The sequence below is a fragment of the Nocardia sp. NPDC057455 genome, from assembly GCF_042802775.1.
Lineage (GTDB): Bacteria > Actinomycetota > Actinomycetes > Mycobacteriales > Mycobacteriaceae > Nocardia.
Map to the genome: position 1 here is coordinate 26,464 of NZ_JBHVDM010000014.1, position 24,599 is coordinate 51,062.

General features: G+C 64.9%; 23 protein-coding genes and 2 pseudogenes. 15 read left to right on the plus strand and 10 right to left on the minus strand.

Annotation, left to right across the window (positions count from 1 at the left end; genetic code table 11):
* The first annotated feature begins 37 nt into the window (after positions 1-37).
* The 9 genes and pseudogenes from fabG to ACFU5M_RS08270 form a co-directional block, all read left to right on the plus strand.
* Positions 38-808, plus strand: a complete 771-nt coding sequence (fabG, locus tag ACFU5M_RS08230) for a 3-oxoacyl-ACP reductase FabG (RefSeq protein WP_379045778.1) — start codon at positions 38-40, stop codon at positions 806-808.
* Positions 805-1,983, plus strand: coding sequence for an acyl-CoA dehydrogenase family protein (locus ACFU5M_RS08235; RefSeq protein WP_379045781.1), 1,179 nt, complete (start codon positions 805-807; stop codon positions 1,981-1,983). The genes fabG and ACFU5M_RS08235 overlap by 4 nt, the downstream gene beginning before the upstream one ends.
* Positions 1,980-3,113 (plus strand): acyl-CoA dehydrogenase family protein, encoded by a 1,134-nt coding sequence (locus tag ACFU5M_RS08240; RefSeq protein WP_379045784.1) that lies wholly within the window; start codon positions 1,980-1,982, stop codon positions 3,111-3,113. Before ACFU5M_RS08235 ends, ACFU5M_RS08240 begins: the two co-directional genes overlap by 4 nt.
* Positions 3,114-3,125: 12 nt before the next feature.
* Positions 3,126-3,578, plus strand: a complete 453-nt coding sequence (locus ACFU5M_RS08245) for a MaoC family dehydratase (RefSeq protein ID WP_379045787.1) — start codon at positions 3,126-3,128, stop codon at positions 3,576-3,578.
* A complete protein-coding gene (locus ACFU5M_RS08250; protein ID WP_379045790.1) occupies positions 3,575-5,152 on the plus strand; it encodes a long-chain fatty acid--CoA ligase in 1,578 nt (525 codons plus the stop codon). Before ACFU5M_RS08245 ends, ACFU5M_RS08250 begins: the two co-directional genes overlap by 4 nt.
* A complete protein-coding gene (locus ACFU5M_RS08255) occupies positions 5,152-6,843 on the plus strand; it encodes an MFS transporter (protein ID WP_379045793.1) in 1,692 nt (563 codons plus the stop codon). The genes ACFU5M_RS08250 and ACFU5M_RS08255 overlap by 1 nt, the downstream gene beginning before the upstream one ends.
* 134 nt (positions 6,844-6,977) lie before the next feature.
* Positions 6,978-7,628 carry a TetR/AcrR family transcriptional regulator gene (locus ACFU5M_RS08260; RefSeq protein ID WP_379045996.1) on the plus strand — a complete coding sequence of 217 codons (651 nt, stop codon included), beginning with the start codon at positions 6,978-6,980 and terminating at the stop codon, positions 7,626-7,628.
* Between the two features lie 93 nt (positions 7,629-7,721).
* Complete coding sequence (locus ACFU5M_RS08265; protein WP_379045999.1) at positions 7,722-8,918, plus strand: acetyl-CoA C-acyltransferase; 1,197 nt, start codon at positions 7,722-7,724, stop codon at positions 8,916-8,918.
* An 87-nt stretch (positions 8,919-9,005) separates the two neighbouring features.
* A pseudogene (locus ACFU5M_RS08270) lies at positions 9,006-9,128 on the plus strand (ferritin-like domain-containing protein); the annotation flags it as partial.
* Positions 9,129-9,235: 107 nt separating this feature from the next.
* On the opposite strand, the gene ACFU5M_RS08275 reads toward ACFU5M_RS08270, so the two are convergent.
* Together ACFU5M_RS08275 and ACFU5M_RS08280 are read right to left on the minus strand one after the other, a co-directional pair.
* Complete coding sequence (locus ACFU5M_RS08275) at positions 9,236-9,457, minus strand: hypothetical protein (RefSeq protein ID WP_379046011.1); 222 nt, start codon at positions 9,455-9,457, stop codon at positions 9,236-9,238.
* 99 nt (positions 9,458-9,556) lie between these two features.
* Positions 9,557-10,999: a flavin-containing monooxygenase gene (locus ACFU5M_RS08280; protein ID WP_379045796.1), complete on the minus strand. Its 1,443-nt coding sequence runs from the start codon at positions 10,997-10,999 to the stop codon at positions 9,557-9,559.
* Positions 11,000-11,250: 251 nt separating this feature from the next.
* Between ACFU5M_RS08280 and ACFU5M_RS08285 the strand changes: the two genes are divergently transcribed.
* The gene (locus ACFU5M_RS08285) at positions 11,251-11,979 is read left to right on the plus strand and encodes a TauD/TfdA family dioxygenase (protein WP_379045799.1); all 729 of its coding nucleotides are present in this window, start codon (positions 11,251-11,253) and stop codon (positions 11,977-11,979) included.
* Between the two features lie 188 nt (positions 11,980-12,167).
* Positions 12,168-12,545, plus strand: coding sequence for a hypothetical protein (locus ACFU5M_RS08290; RefSeq protein WP_379045802.1), 378 nt, complete (start codon positions 12,168-12,170; stop codon positions 12,543-12,545).
* Here the strand turns inward: ACFU5M_RS08290 and ACFU5M_RS08295 are convergent.
* Positions 12,542-13,117 carry a GNAT family N-acetyltransferase gene (locus ACFU5M_RS08295; protein WP_379045805.1) on the minus strand — a complete coding sequence of 192 codons (576 nt, stop codon included), beginning with the start codon at positions 13,115-13,117 and terminating at the stop codon, positions 12,542-12,544. The two genes, ACFU5M_RS08290 and ACFU5M_RS08295, sit on opposite strands and share 4 nt — an antisense overlap.
* 213 nt (positions 13,118-13,330) lie before the next feature.
* On the opposite strand from ACFU5M_RS08295, the gene ACFU5M_RS08300 reads away from it, so the two are divergent.
* The 3 genes from ACFU5M_RS08300 (at position 13,331) to ACFU5M_RS08310 (ending at position 16,088) form a co-directional block, all read left to right on the plus strand.
* Positions 13,331-13,585 (plus strand): hypothetical protein, encoded by a 255-nt coding sequence (locus ACFU5M_RS08300; RefSeq protein WP_379045808.1) that lies wholly within the window; start codon positions 13,331-13,333, stop codon positions 13,583-13,585.
* 643 nt (positions 13,586-14,228) lie between these two features.
* Entirely contained in the window at positions 14,229-15,173 is a 945-nt protein-coding gene (sigJ, locus tag ACFU5M_RS08305) for an RNA polymerase sigma factor SigJ (protein WP_379045811.1), read from the plus strand.
* A gap of 81 nt (positions 15,174-15,254) precedes the next feature.
* Positions 15,255-16,088: an alpha/beta fold hydrolase gene (locus ACFU5M_RS08310; RefSeq protein ID WP_379045814.1), complete on the plus strand. Its 834-nt coding sequence runs from the start codon at positions 15,255-15,257 to the stop codon at positions 16,086-16,088.
* 497 nt (positions 16,089-16,585) lie between these two features.
* On the opposite strand, the gene ACFU5M_RS08315 is transcribed toward ACFU5M_RS08310, so the two are convergent.
* Positions 16,586-17,116, minus strand: coding sequence for a hypothetical protein (locus ACFU5M_RS08315; RefSeq protein WP_379045817.1), 531 nt, complete (start codon positions 17,114-17,116; stop codon positions 16,586-16,588).
* 107 nt (positions 17,117-17,223) lie between these two features.
* Here ACFU5M_RS08315 and ACFU5M_RS08320 point away from each other — a divergent pair.
* Positions 17,224-17,400, plus strand: a pseudogene (locus ACFU5M_RS08320) (SDR family oxidoreductase); the annotation flags it as partial.
* A gap of 597 nt (positions 17,401-17,997) precedes the next feature.
* On the opposite strand, the gene ACFU5M_RS08325 reads toward ACFU5M_RS08320, so the two are convergent.
* From ACFU5M_RS08325 to cysD, 6 genes are all read right to left on the minus strand, one after another.
* Positions 17,998-18,462 carry a hypothetical protein gene (locus tag ACFU5M_RS08325; RefSeq protein ID WP_379045820.1) on the minus strand — a complete coding sequence of 155 codons (465 nt, stop codon included), beginning with the start codon at positions 18,460-18,462 and terminating at the stop codon, positions 17,998-18,000.
* A 446-nt stretch (positions 18,463-18,908) separates the two neighbouring features.
* Positions 18,909-19,916, minus strand: a complete 1,008-nt coding sequence (locus ACFU5M_RS08330) for a zinc-binding dehydrogenase (protein ID WP_379045823.1) — start codon at positions 19,914-19,916, stop codon at positions 18,909-18,911.
* 555 nt (positions 19,917-20,471) lie between these two features.
* The gene (locus ACFU5M_RS08335; RefSeq protein WP_379045826.1) at positions 20,472-20,981 is read right to left on the minus strand and encodes a VOC family protein; all 510 of its coding nucleotides are present in this window, start codon (positions 20,979-20,981) and stop codon (positions 20,472-20,474) included.
* 90 nt (positions 20,982-21,071) lie between these two features.
* Positions 21,072-21,734 (minus strand): TetR/AcrR family transcriptional regulator, encoded by a 663-nt coding sequence (locus ACFU5M_RS08340; protein ID WP_379046002.1) that lies wholly within the window; start codon positions 21,732-21,734, stop codon positions 21,072-21,074.
* Between the two features lie 42 nt (positions 21,735-21,776).
* Positions 21,777-23,633, minus strand: coding sequence for an adenylyl-sulfate kinase (cysC, locus tag ACFU5M_RS08345; protein ID WP_379045829.1), 1,857 nt, complete (start codon positions 23,631-23,633; stop codon positions 21,777-21,779).
* Positions 23,633-24,562 (minus strand): sulfate adenylyltransferase subunit CysD, encoded by a 930-nt coding sequence (gene cysD, locus ACFU5M_RS08350; RefSeq protein ID WP_379045832.1) that lies wholly within the window; start codon positions 24,560-24,562, stop codon positions 23,633-23,635. Before cysD ends, cysC begins: the two co-directional genes overlap by 1 nt.
* Between the last annotated feature and the right edge of the window lie 37 nt (positions 24,563-24,599).

The window sequence follows — 24,599 nt, forward strand, 5'->3', positions numbered from 1 at the left end:
CGAAATATTCACTCCAGCAATCTATTCGAGGTAATCAATGACATATTCTTCTATTCGGGCCGCGCGCATCGCGATCGTCACCGGCGCGGCGCGCGGCATCGGCGCCGCGACCGCTATCCGGCTCGCAGCCGAGGGCATGGCCGTGGCCGTGCTCGATCTCGACTCCGCCCAGTGCGCCGACACCGTGCGGGCCATCGTCGAAACCGGCGGGCGTGCCATGGCCTTCGGCGCCGACGTCGCCGACCCCGGTCAGGTCGAGCATGCGGTCGGCCGGGTCGTCGAGGAGTTGGGACCACCGACCGTACTTGTCAACAACGCTGGGGTCACTCGCGACAACCTGCTGTTCAAGATGACCGACGATGACTGGGACACGGTCGTCGGCGTCCACCTGCGCGGAACCTTCCTGATGTCGCGCGCGGTGCAGAAGCACATCACCGATGCCGGATGGGGGCGAATCGTGAACCTGTCGAGCACCTCGGCCCTGGGCAACCGCGGACAGGCCAATTACGCCGCCGCCAAGGCCGGATTGCAGGGATTCACCAAAACCCTCGCCATCGAACTCGGCCGGTTCGGCGCCACGGTCAACGCCGTGGCCCCCGGTTTCACCGTAACCGACATGACCGCCGCAACGGCAGCCCGCACCGGCATCGACTTCGACCAAATGAAAGCCACGATGGCGGCGAAGATCGCGGTCGGAAGGGTCGGCTCGCCGGAGGACATCGCCCACGCGATCGCCTTCCTCACCAGCGAAGAAGCCGGGTACGTCTCGGGCCAGGTGCTTTACGTCGCCGGAGGTCCGGTCGCGTGAATCCCACCATCGATGAAATCGAAAAGCATGTGGCCGAATTCCTCCGCGATCACGATCCGCGGCAGATCGAACCACTGGCTTTCCTGCGAGCACGATTCGACGCCGGGCTGGCGTGGATTCACTACCCGCAAGGACTCGGCGGTCTGGGCGCACCGCGAGCGCTGCAACCTCTCGTCGACGCCTTGTTCGCCGACGCACCCGGCAACGATCCCGGACGAATCGGCGTCGGCCTGGGAATGGCCGCGCCGACCATCCTGGCGCACGGCACACCCGAACAACAACAGCGATGGCTGCGACCGCTGTGGACCGGAGAACAGGTCTGGTGCCAGCTGTTCAGCGAACCTGATGCCGGCTCGGATCTGGCGGCGGTCGCCACACGGGCGGCCCGCGACGGCGGCGACTGGGTGGTCACCGGACAAAAGGTGTGGACCTCCATGGCCCACGAAGCGCGATTCGCGATACTGCTGGCTCGCACCGACCCCGGAGCGACCAAGCATCGCGGACTGACCTACTTCGTGTGCGACATGGACCAGCCCGGCGTGGAGGTCCGCCCGCTACGTCAGGCCACCGGCGAGGCCGAATTCAACGAGGTATTCCTCACCGAAGCCCGCATCCCCGACACCGATCGCCTCGGCGAGGTGGGGGCAGGCTGGTCGGTGGCGATGACCACGCTGATGAACGAACGCGTCTTCATCGGCGGCGGCGCGGCGCCGCGCGAGGACGGCATGATCGGCATCGTCGCCGATCTCTGGCGGCAGCGCCCCGAACTGCGTAAACCTGGTCTGCGAGAACGGCTTGTCGCGTTGTGGGTCGAAGCCGAAGTTGCCCGCTTGGCCGGCGAGCGGCAGCGTCGTCTGCTCGCTTCCGGCCGCACCGGCAACGAAGGAGCCGGCGCGAAGATCGCCTTCGCGCGCATCAACCAAGCAGCATCATCGCTGGAACTGGATCTGCTCGGCGAGGAAGCGCTGCGCTACGAGGACTGGGAAATGCGCCGCCCGGCCACGGTCGATTTCCGCGCCCGCAGTGCCGGATACCGGTTTCTCCGCGCCAAAGGCAATTCGATCGAGGGCGGGACCAGCGAAATTCTGCGAAACATCATCGCCGAGCGGGTGCTCGGCCTGCCCGCTGAGACTCGCCACGACACCACCGTCGCCTGGAAGGACCTGCCCCGATGAACGCCACCCGGCAACCGGCCGATCATCTGCTCTACAGCGCGGACGAAGACGACCTGCGCGCCACCGTGCGCGCCTTCCTGTCCGAGGCGGCCTCCGCGACATCGATCCTGGCCCGGATCGAGACCGACGAGCCCTATGCCCACCAGGTCTGGGTGACTCTCGCACACGAGATCGGTCTCGCCGGTCTGCCGATCGTCGAAGAAGCAGGCGGAGCCGGCGCCACATGGCGCGAGGTCGCGGTGGTCGCCGAAGAGATCGGCCGAACTGTCGCGCCGCTGCCCTACCTGGGCACAGTTCTCGCGACCGCCACCCTGCTCGGCACGCCGCAGCGGCCCGACACACTCGACCTGCTCGCCGCGATCGCCGCGGGACCGACGCTCACAACGCTGGCGGTGCCCCTGACCGCGTCACCCACCGGTGGCATCGCGACCACCGTGGACGCGGACGGCCTCGAATTGACCGGCACCGTCAACGCGGTCGCCGATCTGGCACCGGCTCAGCGGATTCTCGTGCCCGCCCAGACGGCCGACGGAAGCGTCGGCGTCTACCTGGTCGATGCCGACTCCGATGGTGTCGGCATCGAATTGGTGACGTCGTTGGATCTCACCCGTCCGATCGCGGCACTGCGACTGCGATCGGCACCGGCCACCTTGCTGGTCCACGGACACGATGCCGAAGCCGCACTGCGCCGCGCACTCTCGGTGGGGGCCGCAATTTTGGCTGCCGAGCAGGTCGGAATCGCCGCCTACTGTCTCGACTCCACCGTGGAATACGTCAAAACCCGATACCAGTTCGGCCGTCCCGTCGGCTCCTACCAGGCGGTCAAACACCGGCTGGCCGAGCTGCACGTGAACCTCGGCCAGGCCCGTGCGGCCGCCAGGTACGCCGTGAGCTGTGTCGCGGAGGCGGATCGCGACGCTCCGATCGCCGTCAGCGTGGCCCAGGCGTTCTGTTCCCGTACCGCGCTACAAGCCGCCGAAGAGGCCATCCAGTTGCACGGCGGCATCGGCTTTACCTGGGAACACCCGGCCCATCTATATCTGAAGCGCGCCAAAGCCGACCAGTTGGCACTCGGTTCGGCCGAGGCGCACCACGCCACCCTGGCAACCCTGCTGGACCTCCCCGCGTAGAACGGCACCCAGATGCGAGTATTCGCCAATTTCGACGAACTCACCGCCGCTGTAGGCGAAGTTGTCGGCATCACCGACTGGCACACCATCACGCAACAACAGATCGACCGGTTCGCCGAAGCCACCGGAGATCATCAATGGATCCATACCGACCCGCAACGAGCCGCAAGCGGCCCGTTCGGCGCAACGATCGCACACGGCTACCTGACCCTGTCGCTCATCCCGTACTTCAGCCAGCGGTTGTTCTCGATGGAGGGCGCCCGCATGGGGGTGAACTACGGCACCCAGAGAGTGCGATTCCCCGCCCCGGTCCCGGTCGGTTCGCGGCTGCGTGACCGCGCCGAACTGCTCGACGTGTCGGAGCTACCCGACGGAGCCCGACTCACGATGCGGCACACGATTCAGATCGAGGGGGCACCGAAACCGGCCTGCGTGGCCGAGATACTCGCCTTGGTCGTGTTATGAGTTTCAACCTGGCCGTCATCCTGCGTGAATCGCGCACCACCGCCCCGCAAGCGCCTTGTTTGCTTATCGACGGCCGTCCGATGAGCTATGCCGAGATCGACGACGAGTCGAGCCGGTTCGCTCGCGGGCTCGCCCGCGAGGGTATCGAGCGGGGATCGGTGCTTGCGATCGCGCTGCCGAACGGCGCCGAATTCGTCGTCGCCTATTTCGGCGCTCTCAAAGCAGGGGCCACGGTCCTACTGCTCAATCCACTGCTGAAGGCTCGCGAACTGGCTTACCTTCTCGCCGACTCCGGCGCACGCGCCGTGCTGGCCCATCACCGGTTTCTCGACGATGTCCGCGAGGGCGTCGAACTGGCCGGCAACGCTGCCATCTTCGCGGTCGGCGAAGCCTCGGCGGCGTTGCCGGCGCAGGTGCGGTCCTATCGCGAGCTACTGATCGGTGCCAGTGTCGCGGCGGGGATCGGTGTCGGCGAGATCGAGCCGACCTCCGCAACCGACACAGCGGTGCTGCTGTACACCAGTGGCACCACCGGAGAACCCAAGGGCGCCCCACTCACACACTTCCAGCTGTATATGAACTGCACGCTCTCGGCGGAGACGGTCGGCCTCCGCCGCGAGGATATCGCTCTGGGCGGCCTGTCGATGTTCCACGTCTACGGCCTGGGGATGCTCAACGCCACGGTGCGTTCGGGCGCCGCGCTGTCGGTGATGAGCCGATTCCGTGCCGGTGAGGCCCTGCGCCAAATGGAGCAGGACGAGGTGAGCATCGTGCTCGGCGTACCGACGATGTACTTCGAGCTGCTGAGGGCCGACTCCTCTCGATTCGATTTGTCGCGACTGCGGATCGGCGCGTCCGGCGGCGCGGCCATGCCTGCGGAGATCCACACCCGATTCGAGCAGAGATTCGGCGTCCCGATCGTCGAGGGATACGGCTTGTCGGAGACCGCGGGCTCGGCCACGGTCAACAAACCCGGTGACCAACGGTTCGGGTCGGTCGGGAAACCGATCTGGGGTGTCGAACTGCGTATCGTCGATGACCAGGGCCATGCTCTCCCTCCGGGACCGGACCACATCGGCGAGATCGTGGTGGCGGGACACAATGTGATCGAGGAGTACCACCGTCGCCCCGACGCCACTGCCGCCGCCTTCACCCGCGGTTGGCTCCATACCGGAGATCTGGGCTACCGGGATGAGGACGGATACGTCTTCGTGGTCGACCGCAAGAAAGACCTCGTCATCCGCGGTGGGTACAACGTATATCCACGCGAGATCGAAGAGATCCTCTACGCCCACCCCGCCATTGTCGAGGCTGCCGTGATCGGGGTCCCCGACGCCCGGCTCGGCGAGGAAGTGCACGCCGTGGTAACCCTACGACCCGGTACACATGCCGAGCCGGAGCAAATCATCGAATTCTGCCGTCGACGTGTCGCCGCGTACAAATATCCCCGCGTCATCCGAATCATCGATGAATTACCCAAAGGGCCGTCCGGGAAAATCGTCAAGCGTGACTTGCAGGCGCTTTTCACGAATCGGACCGGTTCGCAGAGTACTGCCGAAAGAAAGAACACGTGATGTCCTTGAACCGGCTGTGGCACCGCCAGTTGAATCATTACCCGTCTGGGCCGAAGCGATACTCGTACCTTGCTATCACGGTACTGTGCACCGTCGTGTTGTATTACGAGCTGTATGTCCAAGGGGCAGTCGCAACAACCATAATCGGCACATTCGGCGTCTCCTTCGGCGAATTCGTGGCGATTGCCGTGATCGGAAATCTCCTCGGCGCTTTCACTTCGCTTGCCGCCGGGCTGGCCGATCGGTGGGGACGCGCCAACCTCGTTGTCGCCGGCCTGCTGATCACCGCGCTGCTGGTGCTGTTCGGTCTGCCCGCGGCATCGAATTTCGGCATGTACGGTTGCCTGTTCGTCCTGCTGTGCGTGGTGGAGGGGGTCGTCCTCGTCGCCACCCCGGCGCTGATCCGCGACTTCTCACCGCAACTCGGCCGAGCCTCGGCAATGGGGTACTGGACGCTGGGACCGGTCCTGGGCAGCATCTTGGTGACCACCGTATCGAGCCGCACCGCGGCCTCGCACCCCGACTGGCAGTTCCAGTTCCGGGTCTGCGGGATAATCGGCTTGGCCGTGGCCGTGATCGCCCTACTCGGTTTGCGTGAATTGGAGCCCAGGCTGCGCGATCAAATCATAGTCAGTGTGCGTGATAAAGAGTTGATCGAGGCACGCGCACGACAGATCGATCCCGCCCGCGCCGTGCGCGGGCACTGGCGACAGATGCTGCGCCTCGATATCCTCGCCTCAGCGGGGGCGATCAGCGTGTATCTGATCTTCTATTACATCGCCGTCGGATTCTTCGTCGTCTACTTCGTCACCGTCTTCGGCTATTCGGAGGCGCGGGCCAACGCGCTGGCCAAATGGTTCTGGATCAGTATTGCGATCACCCTCCCGCTCAGTGGAGCGATCTCGGACCGGATTCGGGTTCGGAAGCCGCTCATGGTCGTCGGTGGCGTTCTGAGCGCTGGTGCGGTGGCGGAGTTCGCCGGGCTGGCCACACGTCCCGACACCACCTACCACCATCTCGCGGTCGTGCTCGTCGTTCTCGGCGTCGGGACCGGGCTGGCGTATTGCACTTGGATGGCCGGCTTCACCGAGACCGTGGAACGCCACAATCCGGCTGCCACGGCGACCGGTCTGGCGCTGTGGGCATGGATCAACAGGCTCGTTGTCACCGCCGCACTGGCCGGATTCGGGCTGATGCTGCCCGCGGTGTCCACCCTGGCCGACCAAGGTCACGAGGTCTCGCGGCTCGCCACCACATATCGGTCCCAGCTCACCACCCTGGATCACCTGGCCCCGGCCACTCGAGCGGCGCTGGCCGGCGGGGCCTCGGATCCGCGCACCCATGACGATGCGGTCACCCAACTGCTGGCCAGTGGCACCGCCGCCGACGAACCGGACGCGCGAGCGCGAATCCGGCAACTCGCCGAACACCCGATTCCACCGGGGGACCAGCAATTCCTCCGAGTTCACGGCCCGGTCGTCGCCGAAGCCGAACGGCGCAATCCCGAGCAGTGGCAGCGCTGGTGGTTGGTCTGTCTGGCAGGTCAACTCGTCTTTATCCCGCTGACGCTGGTAATGAGCGGCCGATGGAGCCCGAAACGGGCACGCCAGGACGAGACACGCCACCGGGCGGAAGTCGTACGGGAATTGGCCGAGCTCGCGTTGCCGGTGGCGGTGCAGGAGAGGAAATGAACTCACCCGTCCATACCGGGCCCTGTCGGCACAGGGCGGTCCGGATTCAGGCTTGTCCGATGAGAGACAACCGGTCCCGTATAACTACTGCTATGTCGTCATCAACCCAGGGACGTGAATCCGAGCCGCCGTCGATGGTGCCGAAGGCCTTGCTCCGCGAGCTGCCGACCACCGAACGCGGTCAACGCACCCGGTCGACACTGATCGCCGCGGCTCGCACGGTCTTCGAGCGCCTGGGCTACCTCGACGCACGCTTGGCCGACATCACCATGGAGGCCAACTGCTCGACGGGCACCTTCTACACCTATTTCGCGAGCAAGGAAGAAATCTTCGCGGCGGTGCTGGAGCAGGCTCAAGAAGACATGATGCACCCGGGTGCGCCGCACGTCAGCGACGACGACGACCCATGGGCGGTCATCGAGGCCAGCAACCGCGCCTATTTCACTGCCTACGAACGCAATGCCGCGTTGATGGCGATCCTGGAACAGGTCGTCCAGATCGAGCCGGAATTCCGGGATCTACGACGCAAACGCGCGCACGCATTCGTTCTCCGCAACGCGCACAGTATCGAACAATTGCAGGCGCGCGGTGCGATCGACGACGAACTGGATCCGATCTTCACCTCGTGGGCGCTGTCGGCCATGGTCAGCCGCATCGCGTACTGGTATTTCGTGTCCTCCGAGGACGGCGACCCCGGGCGGCCGCGCACCCTCGACGATCTGGTGTCACTCACCACCCGGCTGTGGGCGAATTCCCTCAGATTGTCTTCCCCCTCCCAACCGTAAGAATCGGGTCGAGCCGGTTCCTCATCCGAGAACCGAAGCATCACCCGGCGACCTCAACTTGAGGTTGACGTCATGTTCGAGAAAGTAGACGCTATGCGAGAAGCCGTTGTTCTTTCCACCGCCCGCACGCCGATCGCCAAGGCGTACCGCGGAGCGTTCAACAACACCCAGGCCCAGGAATTGGCTGGTCACGTGATCTCTCACGCCGTGCGGCGAGCCGGCCTCGACGTGACCGAGATCGAGGACGTCGTCCTCGGCTGTGCACTGCAGCAAGGCTCCTCCGGACCCAATATCGCCAGGCAGGCGGTGCTCCGTGCCGGTCTGCCCGAATCGGTGCCGGGCATGAGTATCGACCGCCAGTGTTCTTCCGGCCTGATGGCTATCGCCACCGCGGCCAAGCAAATCGTCGTCGATGGGATGCAAACCACGATCGGCGGCGGCGTCGAATCGATTTCGCTGGTCCAGAACAACCGTCTGAATCTGTATCGTGCGCAGGATCCTTGGCTCGTGGAGCATCGTCCCGATATCTATATGCCGATGCTGCACACGGCCGAGTTGGTCGCTGAACGATATGGCTTGAGCCGCGAGGCACAAGACGAGTTCGCGCTCATATCCCAGCGGCGAACCGCCGAAGCCCAGGCAGCCGGGCGGTTCGACGCGGAGATCGTCCCCATCACCACAGTCAGAACAGTGGCCGCCGACGGTGATTCCGCCACAGAAGAAGTGGTGACGTTGGGTCATGACGAAGGAAACCGCCCGACGACGACCGCGGCCGACCTGGCGAAGTTACGGACCGTACTGGCAGACGGACAACTCACCGACCGAGCCAGCGTCACCGCCGGCAATTCCTCTCAACTCTCGGACGGGGCATCTGCCTGCGTGCTGATGGAAGCCCGCGAGGCCGAACGTCGAGGACTGACGCCACTGGGGGTCTATCGCGGCATCGCTGTCGCCGGATGCGCACCTGACGAGATGGGTATCGGCCCGGTTCTCGCCATACCCAAGTTGCTCCAGCGCCACCACCTCACTGTCGACGACATCGGCCTGTGGGAACTCAACGAAGCCTTCGCCTCTCAGGCGCTGTACTGCCGCGACAAACTCGGCATCGACCCACAGCGCTGCAATGTCAACGGTGGCGCCATCTCCGTAGGCCACCCATATGGAATGACCGGATCACGACAGGTCGGCCACGCATTGATCGAGGGCCACCGCCGAGGCGTGCGCTATGTGGTCGTCAGCATGTGCGTCGGCGGCGGAATGGGGGCAGCGGGGCTGTTCGAGGTCGCCTGAACCGAGGGCACTGGTCGAGGGTGAGGTCCTTGGCTTCCAGGATCGCGGCCAGGTGAAGCGGTGCGCCGCGAGTTGTCCGAGAACGCCGACCGCGCCCGCTACATCAAAGCCCTCGCCACCGCCGCCGGACAGCGCGAAGTGGTGGCGTTGGCGCAGCGGTTGATCACCGCGCACTCGGCCACCGTCGACTGGCTGACCACCGTCCTGGCTCGCGGCCATCGCCCAAGAAGTTGCCGGACTCACCTGACCCTCCTCCTCGGCCGCCCAGCAGAGTGCCGGATGCAGCCTCCATCTGGCCGCCTACACCTTCTCCGTCGCTACAGCTCCACGGCTGTCACCGGGCGGAGTGCGTCGTTGGCCGACCCGCTGCACGGCGATTCGCAGGCGATGCCGTTGTGGTTGCGGTCGAGGTCGGGGGCGATGGCCAGGTTCGCCGCGCTGGATGCCGCGGGCGTGGAGGGCGCTGGGTTGGCCTCGCTGTTGCAGCACACTGAGAGCGTGGTCGCTGCGAAAGCGGCGAGAGCGACGAATGTCGTCATCGGGTGGTCACTGTCGCCGGATCTCGCGGTAGCAGGGTGTCGGGAAACGAGCCGGTTCGAACGAGACACGGGCACTGCTGGACCGCCCGGAACTTCTGCCTACGACATGAGCCGGTAGTCCGCGATCTCGACTCGGCGGGTGCGTCGGTCGTATTCACTGACCAATCCGGGCCAGTTCGCCGTGATCCGACCGGTTTCGGAGCGATACCAGCTCGCACAGGAAGCCCATACCGTCGAGGCGAGCCTGCGCTGCACCTCGGCATCATAGCGTCGCTCGATGTCGGCGCGAACGTCGAGCGCGGTTCCCGGACGAGCGTCGAGATGCTCGATGAGTTGGCGGATGTAGCGCGCTTGGCGTTCGAGCATGTAGATGATCGACCCGGAGCCGAGATTGGTGTTCGGACCGTACATGATGAACAGATTCGGAAATCCGGGAACCGCGATGCCCAGGTAGGCCCGCACGCCCGCGGCCCAAACATCGTGCAGGTCGCGACCGTTGTGATCTCGGATCTTCATCGGCGCCAATAGCTCCTGCGCCAAGAAACCTGTCCCGTAGATAATGGCGTCGACCTCGTGCTCGACACCGTCGGCAGTCCGGATTCCTCGGGGGGTGAGCTCGGTGATCGGCCCGGTCACCAGGTGGACATTGGTTTCAGTGAGCGCGGCATAGAAGTTGTTTCCGAATAGCACACACTTGCATCCGATCGGATAGTCCGGGGTCAGCGCCGCCCGCAGTTTCTCGTCCGAAATTTGTATGCGCAGATTCCATTTCGCGATCCAGCCGACCAAGCGGGGGATGCTTCGAGCCCCCGCAAGACCCAAGGCGCCGAGTTCCCCACCCGACCAGCACAGCAGCCGCTCCACGCTTTGCAGCAATGGCCTCCGCCGAAAAGTCAAGCGGTGCAGACGACCGTACGCGGCGTCCGGCTTCGGCAAGATGTAAGGCGCTGATCGCTGAAAGACCGTCAGGTCGGCCACCACCGGCTGGATACGCGGCACGAACTGGACGGCGCTCGCGCCGGTTCCGATGACCGCCACCCGCTTGCCGGCGAGTTCGTAGTCGTGATCCCACTCCGCGGAATGGAAGCTGACGCCTGCAAACGACTCCCGGCCCGGGATTGCCGGAATTGCCGGACGGGACAGCTGGCCGGTGGCGGGCACCAACACGTCGGCATCCAAAATCTCGCCAGTGTTCGTCTCGATTCGCCACCGTCGCGTTGTCGCATCGAACTCCGCGCCGGTTATCTCTGTGTTGAACCGGATGTGCGGGCGCAGACCGTAGTCGTCCATCAGCTGGTTCAGGTAGTCTTTGATATCCCGCTGCTCCGAATACCGTCTCGGCCAATTCGGATTCGGGGCGAATGAGAACGAGTAATACGGCGACGGAACGTCGCATGCCGCACCAGGATAGGTGTTCTCCCGCCAGACTCCCCCCGCCTCGGATGCCTTCTCCAGGATGACGAAATCATGGTGACCGGAGCGCACGAGCTCCAATGCCATCGCCACCCCACCGAATCCTGCACCGACGATGACTACAGCCACAGACCCAGCCTAGCGCCGTATCCTCGAGTACTGCAGTTGAACCCAACTGACACAACCGAAATCGACCGACACGCTCGTACCTTGTGCACGGGAGATCAGGACCGGGTGGACGACCCTGCGTGGGTCTCGCGCGGGCCCGTCACTACTGGGATGCGTTACCGCTGAGACTGCGCCGCGGTGTTCGGCAGTTCCGCCGACACTCGGGACCACTCGGGTCACTGGTGATCCACGGCCTGCCGGTTGACGAGACGATGCAGCCCGCCACACCCTCGACACCGGATTCGGTGCAGCGTGCGGCGGTCGTCTCCGCTGCCGTACTCACCATGATCGCCTGCGGGCTCGGTGACCCGATCGCCTATCTGGCCGAGAAGTCCGGGGCTCTCGTGCAGGACGTCGTACCGGTGCGTGGCAAGGAATCATTCTCGGGAAACGCCGGTTCGGTGTTGCTGACCTTCCACAACGAGAACGCTTTCCACCTGCATGAACCCGACTATGTGCTGCTGCTGTGCCTTCGTGGCGACCACGACCGGGTCGCCGGTCTGCGTACCGCCTGTATTCGTCGAGCACTGCCCCTGCTCAGCACAGGGGCCCGGGAAACGCTGTTCGCACCAGAATTCATCACCGCACCGCCGCCCTCTTTCCCCTCGGACAACGCCGCGCGCTCGCCGCAGCCGCTGCTGTCCGGCGCTATCGACGACCCCGACATCCGGATGGCCACAATCGCGACGACCGCGCTGACGCCGCGCGCCGAGGCAGCGCTGAACGAATTCGGCCTAGCCTGCGACGCTGTCTCCCGCACCACGGTGCTGACACCCGGCGACCTGGCCATTCTCGACAACCGAGTCACCGTCCACGGGCGCACCGCCTTCCGACCTCGCTACGACGGCGCGGACCGCTGGTTGCAACGCACGTTCGCCATCGCCGACCTGCGCCGCTCCCGCGATCACCGGCCAGACGACGGATACATCCTCACTCGATGATCCAGGGTTCCCGGCAATCCGGACTTCGTCCTCGAGGAGGATGAAGTCGTGTCGTCGAAGATGAAGTATTCGGCCGAGCTGTGTGAGTTCTCGAAACGCCGCGACCCTTAACCGGCGTACGCGCGAGTGCACCTGTGTGCCCCGCGCAGTAAGCGGCATTTGCGGACGTCCCGAGACTGCGGGGACGCATGCAGAAGCCCGCCATAGGCTCCAGCACAATAACGCGGGTGCGAGCCCTCGATCTCGAAGATGCCTTCCGGCGGTACCTGGACAGCCACGGCCGCGCGCTCGACAACCTCGACGCCACCACCGCGATCGACTCGATAAGCATGTTCTATACCGACCACCGCGTGACCGATGTCGACCTCGACAACGACATGCTGCTCTTCCAGTGGGGCGCCTACGGCAACGACCAGCAAGAATTCGTGTACGACATCACCCGCCAGGTAATCACCGGTCCCGGAGATGACGACAGCGTCCGGCTTGCAGATACCCTGTCCGGCAATATATTTCGGGCCGATCGACGCTCGCTCGGCCGCGAAGGCGGATCTTCGGCGAGGATCTAGCCGATCTGTCTGATCGCGGCATACAAGAGCATGTCCACACGCTTCCCGCCGATTTCCTGATGGCTTCGAAGGAGCCCCTCCCGCTCATATCCCGCGAGTTCCGCCGTGCGCACGGAGGCCACATTCCATGGCTCTATATAGAGCTCGATTCGACATAGCTCCGATATGGACCAGGCGAACCGAGTCAGCGCGATGAGTGCTTGACCTGCGATCCCGCGGCCTCGGCTGCGAGGCGCGACGGAGTAGCCCGCTGTCGCCCGGCCTGCACCGATAGGCGCGAGCCATAGACCGGCCGTTCCGATCGCCTCGTCGGTGTCGTTGTCCGCCACGCAGAAGGAGTAACCAACGCCGGTGTCGAGGCGACTGAGCTGCCGCTCGATGTATGCGAGAGCATCCTCGTGGCTGGCTTTGCCGACTAGCGACCCGATCTTTGGCACGTACGGATCGGTCGACAGGTCCATGATCATGCCAACGTCACGGAGCTCGAAAGCTCGCAGACGCACGTCCCTGAACATTGGAGCGACCGACGGCATCACGAGCTCGGCAAGATTCATGTAGACGATCTTCTCCACATTCCGCCGGGTAAGCGACATGATTTCAGGGAAGCCGACGCACGCTCATCGGCATGTGCAGACATCCTGAGCCGCAACAGGTTGGGCTGAGCCGCAAGGCCAAGGAGGGGCCTGGGCATCGCCGATCAGAGAGTACCGACCTGGGCCGTCCCGAACCACACCAAGGAACTCCGGGCTTGGACACCCCGGCTCGGCCGTGCATAGTCACCGACCATGCGAACGAAGACCAATCCCACCTGCTTCCGCAGGTCCATCACGACCGTGGCGGTCGGTTTGGCGCTGGCCATCGGCAGTGCCCCGGTCGCCGCGGCCGTGCCGAACCGCTCGGTACCCTCGAATTCCGCAGCAGCAGTCAGTGATTCGGGATCCTCCTCCGGCTCTGGTTATCTGCTGGAGGCGACGCTCAACGCTCTGTGCCTGCTGACCGGTTCCAAGCCGATGTGCTGGGGCAGCGTCCCGACGGGGTAGCTCAGAAGCAGATACCCCGACATCGTGGCCTACACGCACGGCTACGCCCGCCAGCAACGACTGCCTTCGAGTCCGAAGGCGGCACCGAATCGGCTTCGTAGCGCTGGGGAATGGACATTCTTCGGCAACGGCTGAATCAGGCCGCGCCAGCGTCCCCGCCCGTCCGCGCCAACCAGTAGCGGCCTTATCGTTCCCTCTCCCTGACTGAAGCCGGCGTGGCGAACGCACTTCTGGGCATCTGATGCCGAAAAGGAGCCTTGCGAACATTGCTCGTAGGGGCGGTGTCTGTACCGGTCGCTATGGTCACCGCATGCCTGACCCGCCCCCATGCCGTCGATCAGGTATGGGCTCGTTTCCTTCATGACCTCCGCATGTACTCGCCTCCGCCGCGACCCTGCAACCCGGCGCTACCGCCGAACAGATCGCGAACCTGGAAACTGTCCACGGTTTCGCGTTGCACTCCGACGTCCGGGTCCTGCGCCGAGGAGGTGAGCCGCCTGGAACAACGACCGGTATCTGGGGCGGCCGGGTGCAGGCACCGGTGTCCGCACCGTGCCAGCGGGTGCCGTTATCGGCGGGAGTGGTGCACGGCCGACGCGCGTCAACTGTCGCAGACATTTGCCCGATGCTCGATAATGGCCCGATGTTTGCGGGTACTTGTGAGGCCGATCTGTTCGAGAGCTCCAGGGGGCGGTTGGAGGCGATCGCCTACCGCCTGCTCGGGTCGGCCGCCGATGCCCAGGACGCGGTGCAGGACACCTATCTGCGGTGGCAGAGCGCGGAGCGCGACTATGTCGAGTCGCCCGAAGCGTGGCTGACCAAAGTACTTACCAACATCTGTCTCAACCAGCTGACTTCGGCGCGCGCCCGGCGCGAGACCTACGTGGGCCAGTGGCTGCCCGAACCCCTGTTCGCCGGAGACCCGATGCTGGGCCCGGCCGATACCGTCGAGCAGCGTGAATCGGTATCGATGGCGATGCTCACGGTTATGGAACGGCTCTCACCGAATGAACGTGTGGTGTATGTGTTGCGGGAGGCGTTCGGCTACCCGCACAGCGAGATCGCCGAGATACTCGAAGTCACCGAGGCCAACTGTCAGCAGATCTTTCGCCGGGCCAAGCAGCATATGGCAACCGGGCACGCGCGCATCGAGGTCGACCGAGTCGCCGCCACCAGAATCGTCGAGGAATTCCTCGACGCGGCCGTCAACGGCAATACCGCGACCTTGATCGGCTTGTTGACCCAGGACGTGGTCAGCGTCGGCGACGGCGGCACCTTTATGCCGACACTGTCGCGGCCGCTGGTCGGCGCCGAAAGCGTCGCCCGGTTCTTGCGGCTGCTCGTCAAGCCGACCGAGAACAAACGCGGGAAGCTGGGCGGTGCACCCACCATGTTCGCCGCGGTGGTCAACGGCACGCCGGCGGTGGTGATCACCGTCGGTGACCAGGTCGTCGGGCTGCTGTGCTTGGAGGTGACCACCGCCGGTATCGCGGCTGTGCACGGTCAGGTCAATCCCGACAAACTCGTGCGGGCCAATCGGTGGTGGGCCGACATCGAACACGGCGCCCCGCTTGTCGAATCTTGGTGACTCACATCACATTCGATTCCTGTCAGGATTCGCGGTGCTGCGCGGTTCAAGATGCGAACCACCCAGACAGGAGGAGGAAGTATGGGCAAATCCAGTCTCGCCGCGGAACTAGAGGTCACCAACGGGCGGCTCGTGCACGGTTTACCTTATTCGGCGTTCGGGGCGGGGCGGCCGTTGGTGTTTCTGCGGTGGTTCACGCCTGATCACGCTAATCCGCGGGGGTGGATGCGGGATTCGGAGATCAAGAAGTTGGCCCCACTCGCTCGGCATTTCCGGGTGTACGCGGTGAACCGGGCGCCGGGGATGGCAGCGGGGACCACGATGGCCGATATCGCCACCCAGCACGCGGAGGCGTTGTATGCGGAGTTCGGCGGTCCGGTGGATGTTCTCGGGGTCTCCTCAGGAGGTTCGGTGGGGCTGCAACTGGCGGCGGATCACCCGCAAGCGGTGCGCAGACTGGTTATCGCCTCCTCTGGTTACACGCTGGAGCCCGCCACCAGGGAATCTCAGATGCGCTATGCGGAGGCGGTCATCGCCGGTCACCGGGCGTTGCACCACATGGCCGCCGCTGCCTTCGCCGGCCCGGTCGGGCGGCGCGTCGCCGCAGCAGCTATGTGGCTGGCCGACCCGCTGGCCCGGCCGAAGAATCCGGCCGACACCCACGCCTTCGTGCACGCCGAAGATGCTTTCGATCTAACCGGCAGACTCGCCGACATCACCGCCCCCACCCTGATCGTCGGCGGTGAGCGCGACGCCGCCTACAGCACCGAGACCTTCCGGCGCACCGCCGACGGCATCCCCGACTCCCACCTGATCATCTACCCACGCACCACCCACATGGGCGCGATAAAACACCCCCGCTTCGCCTCGGACGTCACCGCCTTCCTCGCCGCAGACACTCCAGGACCACGATGATCACCCAGCTTCGCGTCGCTCTCCTCTAGGACGATGCTGTGCGACGGGATCGTTTGCCTTCCCCGCGATAGTCGTCGACGTTGCCCGCAGTGCGCAGGTTCTTCCCGCGTCATGCCGGAGTTCCGCGCGTTCTACCTGGCTGCCCCCAGCCGGATTTCGATAGTGGCGTCGCTGACCTAGGACGTTCTCGGCCTCGCCGCACCGGACGAGATCCCGTTCTCTTCGTGGGGAGCAGACGATATGTCCTACCTCGACATCGAATTCGGGCTCGAACGCGAGACTCCTGGCCAGGCCTGATGCCTGAATGTTTATCGGGCGCCACTGTGCCGAACGCACGGTATTCGGCATTTCAGTGTGTTCGGCCAAGTGGCTATAGCTCCGACGCAGGCGTCTTGTTCTGCCGCGAACGCAACTCACGAGACGTGCGGTCGCGGCTCAAGCGCGCGTTCTCGCTATGACCACTGTTTGCGCGAGTCGGTGACGGCCGTTGCCGGGGCTCAGGTGCGGCGCAGTGCGGCATATTCTGCGTTGCTTGCCGCGACGGCTTCGGCCCGTCGTGTAGCTGCGGCGATACTCAATCCGGTCCATCGGGAGATGATGGCAGCAGGCAGTTGCATGGCGAGGGAGGCCAGCGCGGTGGTGCGAGCGGGGCTCGGCGACACTCCCAATGCTCGAACCCTCTCGGCCAAGGCGTCAGCTGTCATCGGGTAACCGGGGCTGGCGCCGGGGTAGAGCCAGTGAAGGTCGGTGGTTTTCCCGAACAGCCTCCGCACCTGGCGATCTCGCGTCGCTGACTGCGCCAGTAGCCCGACCTCCTCGGGCAGCAGCAACGGTTCAGAGCCGAGTTTGACATGAACCAGATCGCCGAAATGGGCGACGTCGCTGACCTTCATTTGGGTGATGGCCTGACATCGGATGCCAAACAGCAGGTTCAGTGCAGCCGCGAGGTGGGTGCGCGCGGGTACGGCCTTGGCGCCGAACACGGCGTTGAGCTGGTGCCATCGGTCGTCCTCGCTGAGACCGACCACGACCAGCTCGCGTCGGCGAGCTGCACCCCGGAGCTCGACTTCACCGGTGTGATCGAACAGGGAAGGCGTTCAGGAGGTGACGGGAAGGTGGCGGGCGAGGAAGGCGAGGCTTCTTCTCGTCCGAGATGATCGACGAGTACCGGCCCGGATACCTCGACAGCATGATGCCGCGAATCGTGCTCAACCGGTTCGGCGATCACGACGAGCTGGCCGCTGCCGTCGTATGGCTGGCCTCGGACGCCGCTGGTTACGTCACCGGCCAGACGATCGCGGTCGACGGCGGCTTCATCCGATCTGGCGGCTGGCCGGCGGTTCTCGCCCAACTGCTGGGGCCCGCGATGGTGGTGGCGTGGTCGCCGGTGCGCATCCTGCCCGCCCTAACCGTCGTAGTGCAGGCCAGGCGCCCTCGCGCGGCGGCATTGGCATTTCTCACCGGCTCCTTGGCCGGTTCGGCTGCCGTCACTGCGGTGATCGTCGGTGCTCCCGCTTTCGCGGAACGGTTACCGCGACCGTCGATGACCGTGACGATCTGGGCACACTGGTTGCGGGGCTCGCGCTGGTCGGACTGGGGGCGTACTCGTGGCGTCGCCGCAAAGCCGCCGAAGGCCGTGGTTCGTGGATCGTCCGCGCCACTGCGATCACACCGGCAGATCGTGTCCTCGCGACACTGCGCCGCCGCATCAACCGCCACCGAGCCACTGTCGTGGCCGCAGGCTCCGCGACAGTCGGCGGGCTGCTCGTAATCGGCAGTCTGGTCGGGCCTGCTCAGGCTCTGAAGCCGCGGATGACACCGGCGCCGGATCCGGAAACGGAGAGTCGATGGCCGGTATGCGCCGGTCGAGATCATTTCCTCCGAGGGGAGGGGAGGGTGTCGCGCTTGATCACGGTTCCAGGAATAGAATCTCGTTGGGTAGCCGCGGGACGTCGGCCGGACCGGAGTCACTGACTCGTACCGTGTCCGCGAGACGGTGCTGCTGCAGGTCGCAGATGAATACCAGGGCAGCAGTCAAACAGGCTACGAAGTGGAATCTCACACCGCCGACGGTCAGCGTGAGCCACACGTCGGGTTCTTCGGGCTGCGGAGATGTCAGTAGGAGCCTGGAACGTCTCTTGTTCGTGGAAAGCGCGTCGAAAGTCGAGAAGTGCACGGTCAGGTCGGGCCCGCCTCGGTCTGTGAGCGCGTGTGGTTGCCGCTCGACCGGCTGCGATACGCCGCTTGCTCGCATTCCACTGTTGTGCTCGATGTCGATCCCGTAGGAGCGGGAAATGCCCACCAACGCCATGCCCACGACCCCGCCCCAGACGGCACTGCCGGAGGCGTAGCGCTGGGTGCGCGCGGGTTTCACCAGCAGCCCGCCCTGCGCCGCGCCGATGAGTTGACGGTTGATCTCGGCAGCGAGGCCAGATCCTGGCCTCCACGGTAGGAGTAGAAGTCTCCCCTCTCGGCAGTGGCGATCGATGGGATCACCATGACCGTCGCTGAGATCGGCAGAACGGACAGCGCCGTTCGTACACCGGTCGAACTTCTTCGGCTTCTCACAACACAACCTCGCATCACATCGTCGGGATGTAGTCCCTTGCCGGATCCGGCACTGCGCACGTCGCGGGTCGGCCGAGCCCGCACAGGATCAACACTGGCGTTCGACGTGGGATCGGCCACAGCACCACAGGCAATGTGCATTGTCTCTACGACAGATGTTGGGTACGGGCATCCAACTTCATGGGTGATTCAGGGGCTCGAAGGCCACCTTTCTTCCATGACTCGGCCGCCGGTGAATGCGGGGCCGAATCGTCAGTCGAAGGTGACGACGACCTTGCCTGCCGCGTCCGGGCTCGAGGCCTTGGCCAGCGCGTCCTGGACCTGGGTGAACGGGATCCGGTCGCTGATGACGGCCGAGTACGGCTCCCAGTCGGCCGAGATGTCGTCGGCGACCTCGAAGATCTCCGTGGGATAGCCCATCGCATTGACGATGGTGACCTCGGTGGTGATGAGCGCGCCGAAATTGATCGGGACCGGTTCCTTGTGCATGGCCACGATCCCGAGCGTGGAACCGTGCTTGATGGTCCGCAGCACCGTCTCGATGACGGCCGGAGCGCCCGCCGCGTCGAGGTAGATGTCGGTGGCGGGGCGCGGGTCGCCGAACGCGCTGCTCGATCCGCCGTGGATTTCGGTCAAGCGCGCGTGTACGTCTTCGACACTGGAGTTGATCACGGCATCCGCGCCGACAGCGAGTGCGGTCTCGAGGCGTGACGGCGTGATATCCACAGCGACCACACTCTTCGCGCCGAGGCGCTTATAGCTGATCATCGCGCCCAGGCCGATCGGTCCTGCGCCGAAGACCACGACGGTGTCTCCGGGGCGAGGCGCGGTTCTGTTGACGGCATGGCGCGCGACGGCCATGGGTTCGGTCAGTGCGGCGACCTCGAAGGGAACCTGCGGATCGACGGTGCCGATGTTGTATCCGAGCCGGGCGTCTTCGACCAGCAGAAACTCCGACAGCGCGCCGTAGGCTCCGCCGTTGCCGACCATTCCGGCCGTCATCGGATCGACGACGACATGATCGCCCTCCGCGATGCCGGTCACCTCGGCGCCCACGGCAACCACCCGGCCGGCCGGTTCATGTCCGAGCGGAGTCCGGCCCGCTCGAGGCGGGATCCCCCCGATGGCGGTGTACATCGCGTCGGAGCCGCAGATGCCGCACGCGGCCATGCGAACCAGCACGTCGGCCGGCCCCGGTCGCGGATCGGCCACGTCGACCACGTCGGTCCTGCCGGGGCCGGTGACCACTACTGATTTCATCGTTGTCGCGTCCTTACCTGTGGATCCCGAGGGTCGTATCGACGCGGACAACAGTGTTGCCGGCAAGGCGGGGACTGCCCACTCTCCGTGTTGATTCTCCAGAAGAGCACGTCGATTTCCTTCGCGGCGCCGCTCCGAGTGCGGGGCTGAGCTTCCGGTCCGGATGTGTTCACGGATCCACTCTATATTCCTAGAGTCGATTACTCTAGTTTTCTAGAGCATCCATCCGGATACGTTGTGGAGTGGCGATTCTGGCTGAACGCTGTGACTCTCGTGCTGATCCAGTCGAGTGCCGCACTACTGTGCCCTCGTCACCGACGCGGGCCGAGTGACCAGCGATGCACGGCTGATCGTCGAAGGCCCGTCGCGCCGCAACGCCTCGCGTCCGGCCCTGCCCGACACGCACGATCGTCACCATGCAGGGCGATCGACCACGTTATCCACTCCGGCGAGCCGTTCGAGGCGGCGCTACGACCACGCCGCGCCCGACCATGATCGGTGCATCAGTAGACCACGCAAAAGAAACGGCGAATACCGGCGGCGCCTGCGATGCGTTCACGGATACTCAGCCGCCATCATGGTCAGGAATGAGTTCCAATCCGGGAATAGGTTGCGGTCGACGATCTCGACGCGCAGGCCTGTATCCGAAACCAGATAGGCGAAGGTCGAGATGGGATCACCGGCGAGGCAGGCTTCAAGGGCGAATCCTTCGGATTCGAGCTGCGCGACCGTTTCGGGGATATCGTCGACGAAGTATCCGAGGTGGTGGGCCGCACTGCCGACCGGCGCCGTCCAGGGAGTTCCGGAAACCTGTTGCACGAGTTCCAGATTGGGCTCCTCGATCGAGTACACGAAACGGAGGGGAACGTCTTCCGCCCGGTCGTGGAACCGAACGGCCAAGGTGTATTCGATAGGTTTCGTCCAGCTGTACCCCGCCACTTCGGTCAATTGCCTGGCGGTCGCCTCGACGTCGGGAACGATCAGGCCGACGTGGTACAGATCTGCGGGGGCAAGGGGGAAATTCATGAATATCTGAGCCTTCCGGCCGCTCGCTACAGTACGCAATCTCAGATCCGGTGCAGGATGCGCAGACCGGTAATTCGAACGGCATCACTTATCGAGGAGATTGTCCGAGCTTGTTCTGTTACTTGCCGACTATCGATCGCCGGCCGTGTGCTGCATCGTCACACCGTGCGCGACCGCTTGCAGGAGCTTGTCCAGGTGGTCGACGCTCTGGATCGATTTGTCCCCGGCGATCATGCGCAGCAGAGCGCCGGAGATGAACGTCGTGAGTGCGACATTCTGCTGATCGAGAAGGGCGTCGTCATCGCCGGGCTGCAGGGTGATGACCGCGTCGCGGCCCATATCGATGATTCGTCGCACGAACCCGTCGAACGTTTCGGCCAGCGCCGGATCTCTCGTGGAGAGCAAGAACAACTCGTGACGTGCTTTGTTGAGTTCGAGACCGACGCCGTGTCCTTGCGCCATCACCAATTCGGCCAGCCGGGTGAACGGGGACGCCGATTCGGGTGATCGCCCGTTGACCGTCCGCAGGTTCTCCATGTCACGGTCGGCTACGCGCTGCGCGACGGCCCGCAGCAGGGCGGCTCGCGTGCGGTAGTAGTAGGACGTGGTGCCGTCGGGGACCGCGGCGTACTGGTCGACCTTCTGGTGGGTGAGGCCCTTGGATCCGTGGTCGGCGAGCACGCGGATCGCCGCGTCGCACAAGACGCGCCGGCGTTCCTCGACGTTGGGTTTGCGTGACTTTCCGATGCGCTGATCATAGTCGGGCCGCGCATCGCCGCCACACTGCCTGATCGTGGTCACCGGGTGGCCTCCGGTCGGAGGAGTCGCCGGTGGTCATGGCCGCTCCTGGATCAGCCGCACGACTTCGGCCGCGAGTTCTTCGACCGGGACGTCGGTAGTCAGGCGCAGGTCCGAATCCTGCGGCGGCTCATAGGGGCTGCCGATGCCGGTGAAGTCGGGAATGAGACCGGCGCGCGCTTTGGCGTAGAGCCCTTTGGGGTCGCGTTGTTCGCACTCGTCGAGGGGGGTGTCGACGTAGACCTCGTGGAACGGGACGCCCGCGTCGGCGTGGATACGCCGTGCGCGGTCACGATGCTCGGCGAGTGGGCTGATCGCCGAGACGAGCACGACCTGGCCCGATTCCGCGAGCAGCGCCGCCACGTGGGCGAGGCGGCGTAAGTTCTCCTCGCGGTCGCCGAGGGTGAATCCCAAGTCCGAGTTCAGGCCATGGCGCAGGTTGTCGCCGTCGAGCACGTAGGCGGGTGTGCCTGCGGCGAGCAATTGCTGTTCGGCGGTGACTGCGACGGTGGATTTGCCCGATCCGGAGAGGCCGGTGAACCACACCGTCCGGCCCCGGAACTGCCGCTGACCGCTGGTGACGAGCGCCGGGTGCTTGACGGTGTTCGGACTCGCGGCGCGTTCGGCGTCGCGTTCGGAGACCGCTCGCAGGCAGATGCCCGCACCGACGGTTCCGTTGTCGTCGGGGTCGATGAGGATGAACGATCCGGTGCCGGGGCTGCTGCGGTAGTCGTCCAGCAGCAGCGGCGCCTGCGTACGCAGGCTCACACGTCCCAGATCGTTGAGCACCAACTGCTGGGCGGTTTCGTCGCGCTGCATGGTATTCACGTCGAGTCGGTAGCTCAGTCGTGAGATGTGTACTCGCGTGGTCCGGGTCGTGTGTTTGAGCAGGAGTTGGCTGCCCTCGCGCAGCGCCGCGCTGTCGGTCATCCAGCAGATGGTGGCGTCGAATTCCCGGGTGGCGCGTGGTTGGTTGTCGACGCGGGTGATCATGTCGCCGCGGGAGATGTCGATGTCGTCGGCGAGTGCGACTTGGACCGACATCGGTGGGAATGCCTCGGTGACGGGACCAGTGGGATCCTCGATGGCGGTGATGGTGGACTTCTTGCCGCCGGGCAGCACGATGACCGCGTCGCCGGGGCGCAGCACGCCGCTGGAGATGGTGCCCGCGTAGGTGCGGTGGTCCTGGTGGTCGAGGCGCTGCGGTCGGATGACGTACTGGACGGGGAGGCGGACATCGACCAGGTTCCGGTCGCCTGCGACATAGACCTCTTCCAGGTGTGGCAGCAGCGCGGAACCGGTGTACCAGGGCGTGTTCTGCGAGGTCTCGACGACGTTGTCGCCGAGCAGGGCGGACATGGGGATGGCGGTGACGTCGTGGAAGTCCAGTCGTGTCGCGAAATCGTGGAACTCGTCGCGGATCTGGTGGAATCTGTCCTTGTCCCACTGCACCAGATCCATCTTGTTGACCGCGAGCACTACGTGGCGGATACCGAGCAGGGAGGCGAGGAACGCGTGTCGCCGGGACTGTTCGACAAGGCCGTTGCGCGCGTCCACGAGCACGATCACCAGATGTGCCGTGGAGGCTCCGGTCACCATGTTGCGGGTGTATTGGACGTGGCCGGGGGTGTCGGCGATGATGAATTTGCGTTTGGCCGTGGCGAAGTAGCGGTAGGCAACGTCGATGGTGATGCCTTGTTCGCGTTCCGAACGCAGTCCGTCGGTCAGCAGGGCGAGGTCGGTGTAGTCGTCGCCGCGGTTCTTCGAGGTGCGTTCGATGGCCGAGAGCTGATCTTCGAGAACGGCTTTGGCGTCGAACAGCAGACGGCCGATCAAGGTGGACTTACCGTCGTCCACCGAGCCTGCCGTCGCCAGGCGTAACAGCGTCGCCATCAGAAGTACCCTTCTCTCTTGCGGTCTTCCATTCCCGCTTCGGAAATACGATCGTCGGCGCGGGTGGCGCCGCGCTCGGTCAGTCGCGAGGCCGCGGTCTCGGCGATGACTTCCTCGACGGTGGCCGCGGTGGATTCGATGCAGCCCGTGCAGGTGACATCACCGATGGTCCGGAATCGCACCGAGGTTTCGAAGGTTTCTTCGCCGTCAGCGGGCCGCATGTGTTCGTCCACTGCCCAGAGCATTCCGTCGCGGCGGAACACCGCGCGAGTGTGGGCGAAATACAGCCGCGGCAGTTCGATCCCGCGCGCGCCGATGTAGGACCAGATATCGAATTCGGTCCAGTTCGACAGTGGGAAGGCCCGGATGTGCTCGCCGCGCCGGCGCCGGCCGTTGTAGAGGTTCCACAGTTCCGGCCGCTGCGATTTCGGGTCCCACTGGCCGAATTCGTCACGGAAGCTGAAGACCCGTTCCTTGGCTCGCGCCTTCTCCTCGTCACGGCGGGCGCCGCCGAAGACCGCGTCGAATCGGTGTTCCCGGATAGCGCGCAGCAAGGTGGTGGTTTGCAGCGGATTGCGTGAAACCGGGTTGTCGACGATCGTGCCCGCGTCGATGTCGTCCTGCACCGAGGCGACTTCCAGGCGGACGCCGGCCTGTGCGACGATCCGGTCCCGGGTAGCGATGACCTCGGCGAAATTGTGGCCGGTGTCGACGTGCATCACCGGGAACGGCAGTCGAGCGGGCCGGAACGCCAGCAGTGCGAGGTGCAGCATGACGATGGAGTCCTTGCCGCCGGAGAACAGCAGGACCGGCCGCTCGAATTCGGCGGCGACCTCCCGGATGATGTGCACCGCTTCGGATTCCAGCGACGCCAGGTGTCCCAGTTCGTAACGCGCGATTTCCTGTTCGGGTGAGACGGTTTTCGGCACCGTGACCTACCTAATGATTCTGTCGATCAGTCTGGTG